The sequence below is a fragment of the uncultured Winogradskyella sp. genome (assembly GCF_947496485.1).
GTDB lineage: Bacteria > Bacteroidota > Bacteroidia > Flavobacteriales > Flavobacteriaceae > Winogradskyella.
Genome location: NZ_CANMCZ010000003.1, coordinates 280572 through 295572, shown reverse-complemented (window position 1 = coordinate 295572; position 15001 = coordinate 280572). Strand labels below are relative to the sequence as shown.

Sequence of the window (15001 nt, the reverse complement as noted above, 5' to 3'; positions counted from 1 at the left end):
AAGTTTAAATATGAACAATTACTACCGATTTTTAATCCTGATGCTAACCTTTTTTCTTAGCTGTGCTGAAACTAATAAAACTGAACAGACCGAAGTCACTATAATTTCAGCTGAGTATTGGGGAGAAAGCCCATGGCCAGAGATTAGAAAAAAACGTATTAATCAACTTTTACCAAAAGCACTTGAATCTGCGCAAGTAGATTGTTGGCTAGTTATTTGTCGAGAGAATAATAACGACCCAATTGCAGATCATATTGGTGGTGAGAATGCAGGAGGTACAGCAGCTTTTTTATTTTATAATGATGAAGAAGGATTCCATTCTAAAGTGTTTTCACCATCAGGTGAAGCCACTGCCTTGGATGATTTAAATATACATGATGAAGTTGTTAGTGTTGAACGCGGAACATCTGCTGTGGTCAAGGCGGTCGACTTTATAAAAGACAAAAGATTTAAAACGATTGCTGTTAATTCTTCTAAAAGCAATGCTATGGCTGATGGCTTAACATACACTCAAAGACAAAACTTAAATGAATTATTAGGTGATAATCATGGAAGACTGGTATCATCAACTGAGCTGGTTTATGAATGGTTATCCATTAAATTACCAGAAGAAGTTGATATTTTAAGAAAAGCAGCACAATTAACAGCTGATTGGCAAATTGAGGTTTATAAGCACGTTATCCCTGGAAAATCTTCAGATGCAGACATTGCAAAGTTTTTGAAACAGAAGATGGCAGAATATGGAGTGACAGATGGTTGGGCGCCTGATCAAAATCCTAATGTCAATTCTGGTGCAGACCGCGGACATTCTCACGCTACAGATAAAGTGATTATGCCTGGAGATGTCATTCAAATTGATTTCGGTATTAAAGTCTATGATCGTTGGGTGAGTGATATTCAGCGTTTTGCTTATGTTTTAAAAGAAGGAGAGACTGAGGCACCAGACGATATTTCACATTATTGGGAAAGCGGTAAAGCAGGCAATAGAGCAGCTTTAGCTGCTATGAAACCAGGAGCAAAAGGTGTTGATGTCGATAGAGCACAACGTGTACTGATGGAAAAAGCAGGTTCTGATTATGTGATGTGGAGTACAGGACATCCGGTAGGTTATGTGGCGCACGATGTCGGCCCAAATCTTGGTGGTTCCCAAGCATCTCATGTAAGACCAGCTTCAGAAAAAATAATTAAAGAAGGTATGACTTTTGCCTTTGATGGTTTTCATGCATGGAAATTAGCTGATGGGGGCACAAAGACAATCTCGGTAGAGGAGATGGCTGTGGTTAAAGAAGATGGTGCTGAATATTTAATTGCACCTCAGGAAGAATTGATTTTGATTTCTTCTAATTGATATAAAGTTTTAATTAATTGAAAGCGGCACTATTGTATAAAAGTCACTTTACTAATTAACCCATTTTCAACTTCATAAATAGCAATGGCATAAAATGTTTGTCCATTGGCTTTTACTTCTTCTTTGTCAATGACTTTATTTCCAATGACAATTCTATTAATCACTTTCGCATTAAGACCTTTGGCTTGTTCAAACCAGCTGGCGTAGCCTTTACGCATTTCTTCTTGTCCAGAAGTTGATAGCGCGTTAGGATAGTTGTACAACTTTACATCTTGAGTATAAGTAGCCATAAAAGCATCCATATTTTTAGAGTTGTAGGCATTGAGTTGACTATTTACAATTAATTCTGGATTAGTATCACATTGCTGATTACCAATAAAAGTCATGGTTTCTATACCTTTATCACTAGTCTTATAGATTGTAGCTTGTCTTATAGTGTTGTTATTAACCGTTGCCAATTCCTCATCAACAACCATATCATTTAATACCATTCTTTTATTTACCAGAACACTTAAATTTTTATTGTTTTTGAAAAACGTAGTATAACCTTGTTTCATTTGTTCTCTTCCAGTAGAGATAGTTGTATTAGGAAATCGTTTTACCACAACATTCTCTGAAAAGGCATTCGCAAATTCATCCAAATTACCATCATTATAGGGTTTTATGTGTTTTTGTACTATAGCTCCTGCATTTGTTTTTGTTGTCGTTGATGTTTCAGTATTGGTGTCAGTATTTGTGTTTTCTTCAGCAGTTTCATTGGTAGTTTCCGTAGAAGCGGTTTCAGTACCAATATCTCCAGCAATCAGTAATTTAGTTGCTGATGTGTTTACTGCAAGGCGTGTAATTTTTGTGATTCCATTGGTTGACAAATCTGCTACTTGTTTCCAATCATTATCGCGTTGCAATCTTAATTTATATAGAATGTTGTCTTTTCCTGAAAGTATCGTTTTACCATCTAACCAACATATATCTTCAACTTCTTGCATTGTATTAGCAATAACGTTTGTTTCTCCAGTTAATGGGTTTAATGATTTTATTTGCCATTGGCTTTCATTTTCTTTAGAGATATAGCTCACTAAGTTAGAATTTGGGATTTTATGAAACGAACGCCCAACTTTAGTAGCATATTTTCTGTTTGTTCCTTCTTGAAGATTAGTTGTAAAAAGGTTGAGGTCTTGATCTTCAATAACGGCTGAAACTAATATATGTTCATCATACCATGTATAATAGGCAACCACTAAATCATTAATAAGTTCTGTAGACTCTCCATTACTTAAGTTATAACTGTATAGACGTTGTTTACCATCTTTATCCAATCTTACAGCAGAAACAGCATTTTTATTCGGAATTTTAAGTGGTGTATATTCACCACCATCAGTAAAATTTACCCATATTTTACCGTTATATCGTTTGTCGTATTTGGCAATATCAGTTTGACCATTTCGGGTAGAAGCAAAAACGACATAGCGGTCATCTAAAAAAGAAGGTTGATTGTCATAGCCTTCGTTATTGGAAATGTTCTTTCCATTTTTGACTTCAATCTTTGAGTTGTTTGTTTCTAAATCAAACAGGAAAACCTCTGTATTGGATTGAGATAATATAAAGGAAGAATAAAGACAGAAGGAAATGAATTTTAAGATTTTCATAATTTGATTTTATAGCAACATAAATATAGTAAAATAAAAAAAGCCAATTCAATTCCGATGGTAGTCGGTAGAATTGGCTTTTCATTTTCAAACTTAAACTTAAATTAAAAACAGTACTTATTTTCTGCTTTTACTTTTTCTGCAATTTCGTTACGTAAGTCAACGATATCTGGATAATTTGTGTATTTGGTATAACGCTTAAGTCCCATAAGCATCATACGTTGCTCGTCACCTTCTGCAAAAGAAATAATACTTTCTTTTCCTTTTCCTTCAACTATACTTACTGCATTGTATAAATATAATTTAGACATAGCGATTTGAGCAGATTGCTCTTTTTCGCTAAAACGCTTCGCATTTTTCTCAGTTCTTAAAATAGCTGATTCAGCCATGTAGATTTCAATTAAGATATCTGCAGCAGCAATTAATAACTGTTGGTGTTGTTCCATTTCTGGTCCAAACTTTTGAACTGCAGCACCTGCAACCATTAAGAATACTTTCTTAAGTTTTGCAATCATTGCTTTTTCTTCTGAAAACAACTCAGAATAATCTGGTGTTTCAAAAGATGGAATTCCCATTAACTCTTGCTGTACAGCTTGTGCAGGGCCTAACAAATCGACGTGCCCTTTCATAGCTTTCTTAACTAACATACCGACAGACAACATTCTATTAATTTCGTTGGTTCCTTCATAGATACGTGCAATACGCGCATCTCTCCAGGCAGCTTCCATTGGTGTTTCTTCAGAGAATCCCATACCACCAAAGATTTGGATACCTTCGTCTGCACAATTCTGAACATCTTCTGAAACGGCAACTTTTAAGATTGAACATTCAATAGCATATTCTTCAACACCTTTAAGTTCAGCTTCTTGATGTGTGTTTCCATCAGCTTCACGAATAGCAATTCTGTCTTCAATATTCTTTGCAGCTCTATATGTAGCAGATTCCCCAGCATATGCGCTTGTCGCCATTTCGGCAATCTTGGTTTTTATAGCACCAAAATCGGCAATAGGTGTTTTAAATTGTTTACGTTCATTTGCGTATTGAACACCTGTTGTAATGATTCTTCTTTGAGAATCTAAACAAGCAGCAGCTAATTTAATACGACCAACGTTAAGTGCGTTCATCGCAATTTTAAAACCTTCGCCACGACCAGCTAACATGTTTTCTACAGGAATAACAGTATCGTTAAAAAAGACCTGACGTGTAGAACTCGCACGAATACCTAATTTATGCTCTTCTTCTCCAAGTGTAATACCATTTGGATTTTCTGAATCATATTCAACAATGAATCCAGTAATATTTTTATCATCTTCTATACGTGCAAAAACAATCATCAGACTACAGAAACCTGCGTTAGAAATCCACATTTTCTGTCCGTTGATTTTGTACGATTTTCCGTCTGCAGAAAGCTCAGCAGTTGTTTTTCCAGAATTTGCATCAGAGCCTGCGCCTGGTTCTGTTAGACAGTAGGCGCCAAACCATTCGCCAGTGGCTAGTTTCGGTACATATTTTTGTTTTTGGGCTTCTGTACCATAAAGTGTAATTGGCATTGTACCAATACCAGTATGCGCACCAAATGCTGTACTGAAAGAACCAGTACCTGATGAAATATAGTCACAAGTTAAACATGTTGAAACAAATCCCATTCCTAACCCACCATACGCTTCAGGAACCGCAACACCTAAAAATCCTAATTCACCAGCTTTACGCATTACGTCTTCAGTTAAAGCATAATCTTTTGCTTCAAAACGAGGTTTATGTGGGATGATTTCACGGTCATTAAATTCCATAACCGCATCTTTCATCATATTTTGTTCTTCTGAAAAATCTTCAGGAGTAAATATATCTTCACAGTTTGTTTCCTTTACAAGGAATTGTCCACCTCTTAATAATTCTTTTTCTTGAGTTGCTTCCATAACTATATAATCTTAATGTTCTTTTTCTAATTTAAAAATTCAAATATTCCACATGCGCCTTGGCCAGTACCAACACACATGGTTACTGCACCATATTTACCTTGCATGTTTTGCTTACGCATTTCATCAAATAATTGTACGGATAGTTTTGCACCAGTACACCCTAATGGATGACCCAAAGCAATTGCACCACCATTTACGTTAATGATATCTGGATTTAAGTCTAGCTCTCTAATTACCGCTAATGATTGCGATGCAAAGGCTTCATTTAACTCTATTAAAGATAAATCATCTTGTTTTAAGCCTGCTTGCTTTAATGCTTTCGGAATCGCCTTAACTGGTCCAATACCCATAATACGCGGTTCAACACCTGCTGCTGCATAGTTTACCATTCTGGCCACAGGCTCAAGATTTAACTCTTTAACCATGTCTTCACTCATTACCATAACAAATGCAGCACCATCACTCATTTGTGATGAATTACCTGCTGTTACGCTTCCACCAGCTGCAAATACTGCTCTTAGTTTAGCTAAAGCTTCTTTGCTAGTTCCTTTTCTAGGGCCTTCGTCTTTAGTTACGGTATACGATTTAGTTGCTTTTTTTCCGTTTGCATCGATGTATGTTTGCTCAACTTCGATAGGAACTATTTGGTCTTGAAAGCGATTTTCTGCTTGTGCTTTTAATGCTTTCATATGAGAATTGTATGCAAACTCATCTTGATCTTCACGAGATACATTAAATTGTTGTGCTACTGCTTCTGCGGTATTTCCCATTCCCCAGTAATAGTCTTCATGACCAGATTTTACGATAGCGTCGTAATTTAATTCAGGTTTAAAACCTGTCATTGGTACACTACTCATACTTTCTGCACCACCAGCAATGATACAATCTGCCATACCAGCTTGGATTTTTGCTGTTGCCATACCAATAGTTTCTACTCCCGAAGAGCAAAAACGGTTAACAGTTACACCTGGAACATCAATAACTTCTAATCCCATTAAAGAGATTAAACGCGCCATATTGAGTCCTTGTGAGCCTTCTGGCATTGCGTTACCAACAATAACATCATCAATACGTTTAGGGTCTAAATTTGGCAATTCCTTCATCATGTATTTGATGGTTTCTGCTGCCAATTCATCTGTTCTTTTAAAACGGAACACGCCTTTAGGTGCTTTACCAACTGCGGTTCTGTATGCTTTTACTATATATGCTGTTTTCATTGTCTTAGTTTCTTAAAGGTTTTCCTTTGGTTAACATATGTTGAATTCTTTCCAAAGTTTTACGCTCTGTACAAAGTGATAAAAAGGCTTCACGCTCAATATCTAATAAGTATTGCTCACTAACTTTCGTAGGTTCTGATAAGTCACCACCAGCCATTACGTAACCTAATTTATTTGCAATTTTGCGGTCATGCTCACTTATGTAGTTAGATGCTTCCATAGAATCTGTTCCAACCATAAACATACTTAGTGCTTGTTTTCCTAACACTAAAACATCATTTCGTTTTACAGGTTGTGTATAGCCTGAATCTGCCATTAGTTTCGCATGTGCTTTTGCTGTTGCTATTTGACGGTCTTTATTAACGACTACAACATCTTTTCCTTGTTGCATTAAGCCTAAGTCAAATGCTTCGTAAGCAGATGTTGATACTTTAGCCATACCTATAGTTAAGAAGTATTCTTGAAGTGTATTTAATTGAACATCTCCTTTTCTAAAAGTATCCGATGCTCTTAAAGCCATTTCTTTAGAGCCTCCACCACCAGGAATCACACCTACACCAAACTCTACAAGTCCCATGTAAGTTTCTGCTGCGGCTACAACTTTATCGGCATGTAAGGAAATCTCACAACCGCCACCAAGTGCCATACCATGAGGTGCAGAAATTGTTGGTATTGAAGAATAACGCATACGCATCATCGTATCTTGGAAGTATTTGATTGCTGCATTAAGTTCATCATATTCTTGCTCAGCCGCCATCATAAAGATCATCCCTATGTTTGCACCAACCGAGAAGTTTGGACCTTGGTTTCCTACGATTAATCCAGCAAAATCTTTTTCGGCTAAATCAATACCCTTATTAATTCCCGCTAAGACATCACCACCAATCGTATTCATTTTAGATTGAAATTCTACATTAAGAATTCCATCACCTAAATCTTGAATAGAAACACCTGAATTTTTAAAAACTTCAGTTGTTTTTCTAATATTATCTAAGATGATGAAGCTGTCTTGTCCAGGAACTTTTTCTTGTTCTTTCTTAGGAATGTCGTAGAAGTATGTTGCACCATCTTTAATAGAATAAAAGCTATCACTACCAGATTCTATCATATCTGCAACCCAATCTGCCGGTTTAAAACCTTCGGCTTGCATCATTTCGATACCTTTTTCTACACCAATAGCATCCCAAATTTGGAAAGGGCCATGTTCCCATCCGAATCCAGCTTTCATAGCATCGTCTATCTTATAAAGTTCATCAGTGATTTCAGGAATACGATTTGAAACATATGCAAATAATGCAGAGAAACTCTTTCTGTAGAATTCTCCTGCTTTATCTTTTCCTTTTATTAATACTTTAAAACGGTCTGCTACCTTATCAATCGTTTTTGTTAATTCTAAAGTGGCAAATTTTGCTTTTTTAGCCGAACGGTATTCTAAAGTATTTAAATCTAAACTTAATATTTCTTTTTTGCCTTCTGCTGAAACTGTTTTCTTGTAAAATCCTTGACCAGTCTTACTTCCTAACCATTTGTTTTCCATCATAGTATTGATGAAATCTGGAAGTTTGAAAAGCTCTAAACGCTCATCATTTTTACAGTTGTCGTAAATACCGTTGGCAACATGTACTAAAGTGTCTAAACCAACAACATCAACAGTCCTAAAAGTAGCTGACTTTGGTCGACCAATTACTGGCCCAGATAGTTTATCTACTTCCTCAATAGTTAAATCTAAATCCTTAACAGCATGAAATAAACTTTGAATACTAAAAATACCAATACGATTTCCAATAAATGCTGGAGTGTCTTTAGCAATTACCGAGGTTTTACCTAAGAACTGTTCACCATATCCGTTAAGGAATTCTAATACTGAAGCATCCGTTTTTGGTCCAGGAATAATTTCAAATAATTTTAGGTAACGAGCAGGATTAAAAAAGTGTGTTCCGCAGAAATGCTTCTGGAAATCCTCAGAACGACCTTCACTCATAAATTTAATAGGAATACCTGACGTATTAGAAGTAATTAAAGTGCCAGGAGTTCTATACTTTTCGAGTTTTTCAAAAACTTGTTGTTTGATATCCAATCTTTCAACTACAACTTCCATAATCCAATCGACATCAGCTACTTTGGCAATATCATCTTCTAAATTACCTGTTGTAATTCTGTTTTTAAATGATTGATGATAGATAGGTGATGGCTTAGACTTCAATGAAGCTGTTAAAGCATCATTTACTAAGCGATTTCTAACTACTTTATCTTCTAAGGTAAGACCTTTAGCTTTTTCCTTGTCATTTAGTTCTCTAGGAACGATGTCTAACAAAAGCACATCTACACCAATATTTGCGAAATGACAAGCAATTCCCGATCCCATAATTCCGGAACCAATGATTGCTATTTTTTTAATTCTACGTTTGCTCATTATTTTAAAATGTGTTCTTTTTTATTGTATATCTTTTTATTAGAAATCATGTTATTGATGACCTCTGCTACTTTTTGAAAGCTAGCCAGTTCTTCAGGCGAAACATTAGCTTTTACAGCTTCATTGAATGTTAGTACTCTTTCTTTTGAGTAATTTCTTTTTTCTCTGCCAAATTCTGTCAAAAAAATTAAAACACCTCTCCCGTCTTCAGGATTTGGTTTACGTACAATTAGTCCTTTAGATTCCATAGTTTTGAGAGTTCTAGAAAGACTTGTGGCTTCCATTCCCATTTTTGGACCTAACGAAGTAGAAGGAGTTCCGTTTTCTGGATCTATGCTTAATAATGCAAAACCAGTTGCCATAGTCGAATCAAACTTCGCAGCTTCTTCGTTATACATTTTGTTAACGGCTAACCATGTGGTTCTCAGTATATAATCTATTGTTTTGTCTTTCATGAAACCATATTGGAACCCAAAGATAGTAAAAAAATACTATGCATGCATAATAAAATATCAAATTATTAATTTGATATTACTTCAATGATTAGAGGTAATAATTTTGAGAAGTATTTAATTCAGGTACTTTTTTTACCATTATTACACTTTACCGTTAATATATCCGACAAGAGCACCAGTAATTGATGTTATTCCAATCGATACAGCAATATCTAGTGTAAATAACTCAGTGGTCATAGAATTTTCCATTGCCAATTTGATAAAACCATAAAATAATGCTAAGAACAGACCGAAAAATGCTCCGGCTTTAGCCCCTGTAGAAATTGTAGATATTTGTGCCCAACGATTAAAAAAATATGACAAAAAGAATCCTAAAGATAAACAACCTAAAAAGATATAGGTTAACGAGCGCGTGTTTGTAGTGGGTTGTGGAAAGTAATCTTCTAAAATAATACCATAGCTTAGCCTAGCTAGAAGCCAATTAGCTATACCGCCACAAATGCCAGCGATGATAAATGTTTTGGTTTTCATTTTTTAGGATTTAGCGGTTAGGACTACCTAAAATAAAAAAAATAGTATAAAACGTTTATTACCAACGATTAATGGTTAAAATTTAGGGTTAATCTTTTAAGTTTTGCTTAAGAATATATCTTATCATAAAGATTTTGATAAATATCTTTTATAATAGCACGTTTCATTTTCATGGTAGGTGTAAGGTGTCCAGCATCAATAGACCATATATCTGGCGTGAGTTCAAAACGTTTGATTTGTTCCCATTTACCAAAGTTTTTGTTGTATTTATCAATTTCTTTCTGAATACGATTAATCACAATTTCTGAATTGGCAATTTCAGCATCTGATTTGCCAACTCCATTTTGCTTATGGTCAATCCAATCGCGAATGAAATCAAAATTAGGCTGAATTAATGCCGCTGGCATTTTTTCTCCTTCTCCTACGACCATAATCTGTTCTATGAAAAGCGACTGTTTCATATCGTTTTCTAAAAGTGGTGGAATCACATATTTTCCTCCAGAGGTTTTAAACATCTCTTTTTTGCGACCTGTAATCTTTAAGAAACCATCGGCATCTATTTCACCTTTATCTCCTGTATGGAAATATTCACCTGTCATTACACTAGCTGTTTTTTCAGGATCTTTATAATAACCTTGCATTACGTTTGGACCTTTGATCAAGAGTTCACCATCCTCAGCTACTTTCACTTCTACATTGTCAATGGTTTTGCCTACTGTCCCTACTTTATACATTTTGTTTTTATACAAGCCTACTGAAACTACAGGTGATGTCTCAGTAAGTCCATAACCTTCCATTACTCTCATGTTTGCTGCTCCAAAAACTCTAGCTAGCCTAGGTTGTAATGCAGCACTGCCCGAAACCATTGTTCCTAATTCTCCTCCTAATGCTTCACGCCATTTACTGAAAATTAGTTTGTTTGCTATTTTTAGCTGAAACTCATACCAAGCACCATTTGCGCCATACGGTTCCCAACGTTCTCCTAATCTTACAGCCCAAAAGAATAGACCTTTTTTTATTCCAGTTAATTCTTCGCCTTTAAGCATTATTTTGTCGAAAACTTTTTCAAGTAAACGAGGAACAACACTCATAAGATTAGGTTTTATTTCTTTTGCATTTTCACCAATTTTATCAATGCCTTCTGCAAAATAAATTGAAGTACCTGCATATTGATATACATAAATTAAGACACGTTCAAAAATGTGGCAAATAGGCAAGAAGCTCAACACTCTATTTTCACCCTCTTTTAATGGTACTCTTGGAGAACTGTCTAAAGCATTGCTCGTAATATTCCAATGAGAAAGCATCACACCTTTTGGTTTTCCTGTGGTACCAGATGTATAAATAATGGTTGCTAAATCAGATGGTTTTACTTCATCTTTTCGAGCTTCAACTTCTGATTGATTGCTTTCATCTTTTCCAAGCTCAAATAATTCAGAATAATGTTTACAACCTTCAATATGATTAAATGAGTATACCTCTTTAATCATTGTATTGGCTTGAACCTTTCTGACTTTTTCTAAAACTTCTTCATCAGAAACGAAACAATAGATCGATTCACTATGATTTAAAACATATTCATAATCTTCAGCACAAATTGTTGGATAAATAGGAATATTTTGAGCACCAGTTTGCAAAATACCAATGTCCATGATATTCCATTCGGTTCTATTAGTAGTAGAAATTACTGCAATTTTATCATTTTTATTGATGCCAAGCCTTAATAAAGCTCTACTTATTGCGTTAGCCTTGTCTATATATTCTTTAGTTGATATAGGTGTCCATATACCATCATATTTTGTGACTAAAGCAGAATCACTTGGTTTATGCTCTAATTGATAATAAGGAAAATCAAAGAGGCGAGTTATCTTTGTCATATTAAATCAGCAATAATTAATCCAGAATATTACGAAAATATGAAAATAAAAGAGATTAATCCTAATGAATAGCAATATTGGTAGCAACAACTATTCATAATCAGATGATTATAAAAGAGGCTCTTCACTAAATCCTCATTTGTTTGGCTACAACTTCTCTTTTTACAAGAGTGCAACACTAAAGTTTCATCGTAATTAAAAATATCTAAATTTTAAAGGAATTCTCGAGGGGTTAAAAAAACTCATTTTTTTAAATAATTACGAAAATATAAATGTTTTGTTCTTTTTTCTGTCAATAATAAAAGAAAAAAGAGAAACTTTTAGTGATTGTTTTGTTAATTAGTTAAAACTCTGTTTTTTTATTTTTAAAGCATGATTTTTCAAACGTTTTCGTGAATCGAAAACGCTATAAAACCTTTGTTTAAAAGCATTTGATGATAAATATCATATTTCTAGTTGACCGCTGTAACTACCTTTGAATATTCAATATATATATAAGATTTCACAAAATATTAATAGAATAAATCATGGAAGTAAAGCAATTTAGAAACGGAACTTGGACTAAAAAAGTTAATGTGAGAGATTTTGTTGTAAAAAACATTACTCCTTACCATGGAACGGACCAGTTTTTAGTTGGCCCAAGTGCCAAAACCCAAAAATTATGGGACATTTGTAAAGCAGCTACTACAGAAGAAAGACAAAACAATGGTGTACGTTGTGTAGATACAGAAACTATTTCTACAGTTAGCGCTTTTGACGCTGGTTATATTGATAAAAACCACGAAGTCATTGTTGGTTTACAAACTGATGAGCTATTAAAAAGAACTATGAAGCCTTTTGGAGGTTTTAAGGTGGTTCAAAAGGCATTATCAGAACAAGGTGTAAAACCTAATGATGCTATAACGAATTTATTTACAAAATACGTTAAAACACACAACGATGGTGTTTTTGATGCTTATACTACTGAAATTAAGAAATTTCGCTCCTTAGGATTTTTAACAGGCTTACCAGATAATTATGCGAGAGGCAGGATCATAGGAGACTATCGTCGTGTTGCATTATATGGAATCAATTTTTTAATTGAATCTAAGCGAGAAGATTTAGAGAACATTACCGGGCCAATGACTGAAGCTGTTATTCGCTTAAGAGAAGAGGTTTCAGAGCAAATAAAATCGTTGAAAGAAATGATTGCTTTGGGTGCCAAATACAATTTAGATTTAAGACGACCGGCACAAAATGCACTAGAAGCTGTGCAATGGACTTACATGGCTTATTTAGCAGCTGTTAAAGAACAAGATGGTGCAGCTATGTCTTTAGGTAATGTTTCTACATTTTTAGATATTTATATAGAAAATGATTTACAAGAAGGCTTAATTACAGAAGAAGAAGCTCAAGAATACATCGATCAATTCGTTATGAAATTACGAATGGTACGTCATTTAAGAATGGGAGCTTATGATGAAATATTTGCTGGAGATCCAACTTGGGTAACTGAAGCTATCGGTGGTATGTTTGATGACGGAAGAACTAAAGTGACTAAAACTTCATTCCGCTTCTTAAATACATTATACAACTTAGGACCATCACCAGAACCAAATATGACTATACTATGGTCTGAAGATTTACCACAAAATTTTAAAGATTACTGTGCTAAAGTAGCTATCGACACCTCTTCAATTCAGTTTGAAAATGATGCTTTAATGAGAAAAAGTAGAGGTTCTGATGACTACGGAATTGCATGTTGTGTGTCTTATCAAGAGTTAGGGAAGTCTATCCAATTCTTTGGTGCACGTACCAACTTAGCGAAAACTCTATTATTGGCAATTAATGGTGGACGTTGCGAAGAAACAGGTGTACAGATGGTTGATGGTATTGAAGCTTGTGATTGCAAGTATTTAGATTTTGATAAAGTAAAGGCTAACTTTAAAATAGCCATGAGAGAAGTGGCGCGTGTTTATAATGATTCAATGAATATTATTCACTATATGCACGATAAGTATTATTATGAAAAGGCACAAATGGCGTTAATTGATACCAATCCGAGTATTGATATTGCCTATGGTATTGCAGGTTTATCAATTGTCGCAGATTCACTTTCTGCTATTAAATATGCTAAAGTAAAGCCAATTAGAGATGAAGATGGTTTAACCGTTGATTTTAAGATTGAAGGGGACTTCCCTTGCTATGGAAATGATGATGATAGAGTAGATACTCTTGCCGCTAAAGTCGTTGCCGATTTCAATAATGAATTAAAGCAGTTACCCGTTTATAAAAATGCAAATCCAACCATGTCTGTTTTAACTATTACATCAAACGTATCTTACGGCAAAAAAACAGGAGCAACGCCAGATGGAAGAGCTAAAGGTGTACCATTTGCACCAGGAGCTAACCCAATGCATGGACGTGATTCTCAAGGTGCTATTGCATCATTAAACTCGGTAGCCAAAATTAATTATCAAGATTCTCAAGATGGTATATCGAATACCTTCTCAATTGTACCAAAATCATTAGGTGCCAAAAACGAGGATCAAATAGAAAATTTAGCAACTATCTTAGATGGTTATTTTTCAAGAAATGCGCAACATGTTAATGTAAATGTATTAAATAAGGAAACCTTATTAGATGCTATGGAACATCCAGAGGAATATCCGCAATTAACTATTCGTGTCTCTGGTTACGCTGTAAATTTTGTTAGATTGACGAAAGAACAGCAATTAGAAGTTATTACACGTTCTTTTCATGAATCCATGTAATTTGTATTAATATCTTGAAAAGCATCTGAATAAAGAAATATAAAACCTTATTTGTTTTAGATGCTTTTTTTAAAAACTTGGACATATCAAAACAACCGAAAACATTTTAAGAGTTCATTCTATTGAATCTTTTGGAACACATGATGGTCCAGGAATACGATTCATTGTATTTCTTCAAGGTTGTAAATTAAAATGTCTGTATTGCCATAATCCAGATTCTATTAGTACCTCAGGCGGTAAAGAATATCATATAGAAGAACTGGTACAAATGGCTCTTAAAATGAAACCATACTTTGGAAAAAAAGGAGGTGTTACCGTATCTGGTGGTGAGCCTTTATTACAATCTAAAGCATTAATTCCTTTTTTTAAAAGATTAAAGGAAGAAGGAATACATACCAATATTGATACTAATGGCAGAATATTAAATCACTTTTCAAAAGAATTACTGGATGATTATGCCGATTTAATCATGTTAGACATAAAACACATGACAGAAGAAGGTTATATGGCTCTAACAGGAATGCCCAATAAAGAAATAGCTTTTAATTTAGCAAATCATAGAGAAAACTCTGGAAAAAAAATGTGGTTGCGCTATGTTTTAATTCCAGAAGTTACAGATAGTCCAAAAATATTACATGCTTTAGGAAAACATTTTAAGGACTACAAAACTGTTGAAAAAATTGAAATTCAACCTTATCACAAATTAGGTGTTCACAAATGGGAAGTATTAGGTTGGGAATATGAACTCAAAGACGCTCGCGAAAATACTGAACAAGAATTACAGGCAGCATCAGACATATTGAAAAACTACTTTAGAGAAGTAACGATTAATTAAAATGGTT

At 34.5% G+C, this 15001-nt stretch carries 10 protein-coding genes; 3 read left to right on the top strand and 7 right to left on the bottom strand.

Going from position 1 to position 15001, the window contains the following annotated elements; all coding sequences use genetic code 11:
• Positions 1-10 precede the first annotated feature (10 nt).
• Positions 11-1348 carry a M24 family metallopeptidase gene (locus Q0822_RS11665; RefSeq protein ID WP_299123799.1) on the top strand — a complete coding sequence of 446 codons (1338 nt, stop codon included), beginning with the start codon at positions 11-13 and terminating at the stop codon, positions 1346-1348.
• 29 nt (positions 1349-1377) lie between these two features.
• Here Q0822_RS11665 and Q0822_RS11660 read toward each other — a convergent pair whose 3' ends face one another.
• From Q0822_RS11660 to Q0822_RS11630, 7 genes are all read right to left on the bottom strand, one after another.
• Complete coding sequence (locus Q0822_RS11660; protein ID WP_299123797.1) at positions 1378-2994, bottom strand: nuclear transport factor 2 family protein; 1617 nt, start codon at positions 2992-2994, stop codon at positions 1378-1380.
• A gap of 104 nt (positions 2995-3098) precedes the next feature.
• On the bottom strand, positions 3099-4910 hold the full coding sequence (locus Q0822_RS11655) for an acyl-CoA dehydrogenase family protein (RefSeq protein WP_299123796.1): 1812 nt from the start codon (positions 4908-4910) through the stop codon (positions 3099-3101).
• Positions 4911-4936: 26 nt separating this feature from the next.
• A complete protein-coding gene (locus Q0822_RS11650; RefSeq protein ID WP_299123794.1) occupies positions 4937-6130 on the bottom strand; it encodes an acetyl-CoA C-acyltransferase in 1194 nt (397 codons plus the stop codon).
• Between the two features lie 4 nt (positions 6131-6134).
• Positions 6135-8543, bottom strand: a complete 2409-nt coding sequence (locus Q0822_RS11645; RefSeq protein ID WP_299123793.1) for a 3-hydroxyacyl-CoA dehydrogenase/enoyl-CoA hydratase family protein — start codon at positions 8541-8543, stop codon at positions 6135-6137.
• Entirely contained in the window at positions 8543-8998 is a 456-nt protein-coding gene (locus Q0822_RS11640; protein ID WP_299123792.1) for a MarR family transcriptional regulator, read from the bottom strand. The genes Q0822_RS11645 and Q0822_RS11640 overlap by 1 nt, the downstream gene beginning before the upstream one ends.
• Before the next feature lie 141 nt (positions 8999-9139).
• On the bottom strand, positions 9140-9529 hold the full coding sequence (locus Q0822_RS11635) for a hypothetical protein (protein WP_299123790.1): 390 nt from the start codon (positions 9527-9529) through the stop codon (positions 9140-9142).
• A gap of 107 nt (positions 9530-9636) precedes the next feature.
• The gene (locus Q0822_RS11630; protein WP_299123788.1) at positions 9637-11406 is read right to left on the bottom strand and encodes a long-chain fatty acid--CoA ligase; all 1770 of its coding nucleotides are present in this window, start codon (positions 11404-11406) and stop codon (positions 9637-9639) included.
• Positions 11407-11933: 527 nt separating this feature from the next.
• On the opposite strand from Q0822_RS11630, the gene pflB reads away from it, so the two are divergent.
• Complete coding sequence (gene pflB / locus Q0822_RS11625; protein ID WP_299123785.1) at positions 11934-14159, top strand: formate C-acetyltransferase; 2226 nt, start codon at positions 11934-11936, stop codon at positions 14157-14159.
• An 85-nt stretch (positions 14160-14244) separates the two neighbouring features.
• Positions 14245-14994 (top strand): pyruvate formate-lyase-activating protein, encoded by a 750-nt coding sequence (pflA, locus tag Q0822_RS11620; protein ID WP_366125108.1) that lies wholly within the window; start codon positions 14245-14247, stop codon positions 14992-14994.
• Positions 14995-15001 lie beyond the last annotated feature (7 nt).

What these genes read in the sequence shown, in the direction of transcription:
- Q0822_RS11665 (WP_299123799.1), top strand. Translation starts at nt 11, where the DNA reads ATGAACAATTACTACCGATTTTTAATCCTGATGCTAACCTTTTTTCTT.
- Q0822_RS11660 (WP_299123797.1), bottom strand. Translation starts at nt 2,994, where the DNA reads ATGAAAATCTTAAAATTCATTTCCTTCTGTCTTTATTCTTCCTTTATA.
- Q0822_RS11655 (WP_299123796.1), bottom strand. Translation starts at nt 4,910, where the DNA reads ATGGAAGCAACTCAAGAAAAAGAATTATTAAGAGGTGGACAATTCCTT.
- Q0822_RS11650 (WP_299123794.1), bottom strand. Translation starts at nt 6,130, where the DNA reads ATGAAAACAGCATATATAGTAAAAGCATACAGAACCGCAGTTGGTAAA.
- Q0822_RS11645 (WP_299123793.1), bottom strand. Translation starts at nt 8,543, where the DNA reads ATGAGCAAACGTAGAATTAAAAAAATAGCAATCATTGGTTCCGGAATT.
- Q0822_RS11640 (WP_299123792.1), bottom strand. Translation starts at nt 8,998, where the DNA reads ATGAAAGACAAAACAATAGATTATATACTGAGAACCACATGGTTAGCC.
- Q0822_RS11635 (WP_299123790.1), bottom strand. Translation starts at nt 9,529, where the DNA reads ATGAAAACCAAAACATTTATCATCGCTGGCATTTGTGGCGGTATAGCT.
- Q0822_RS11630 (WP_299123788.1), bottom strand. Translation starts at nt 11,406, where the DNA reads ATGACAAAGATAACTCGCCTCTTTGATTTTCCTTATTATCAATTAGAG.
- pflB (WP_299123785.1), top strand. Translation starts at nt 11,934, where the DNA reads ATGGAAGTAAAGCAATTTAGAAACGGAACTTGGACTAAAAAAGTTAAT.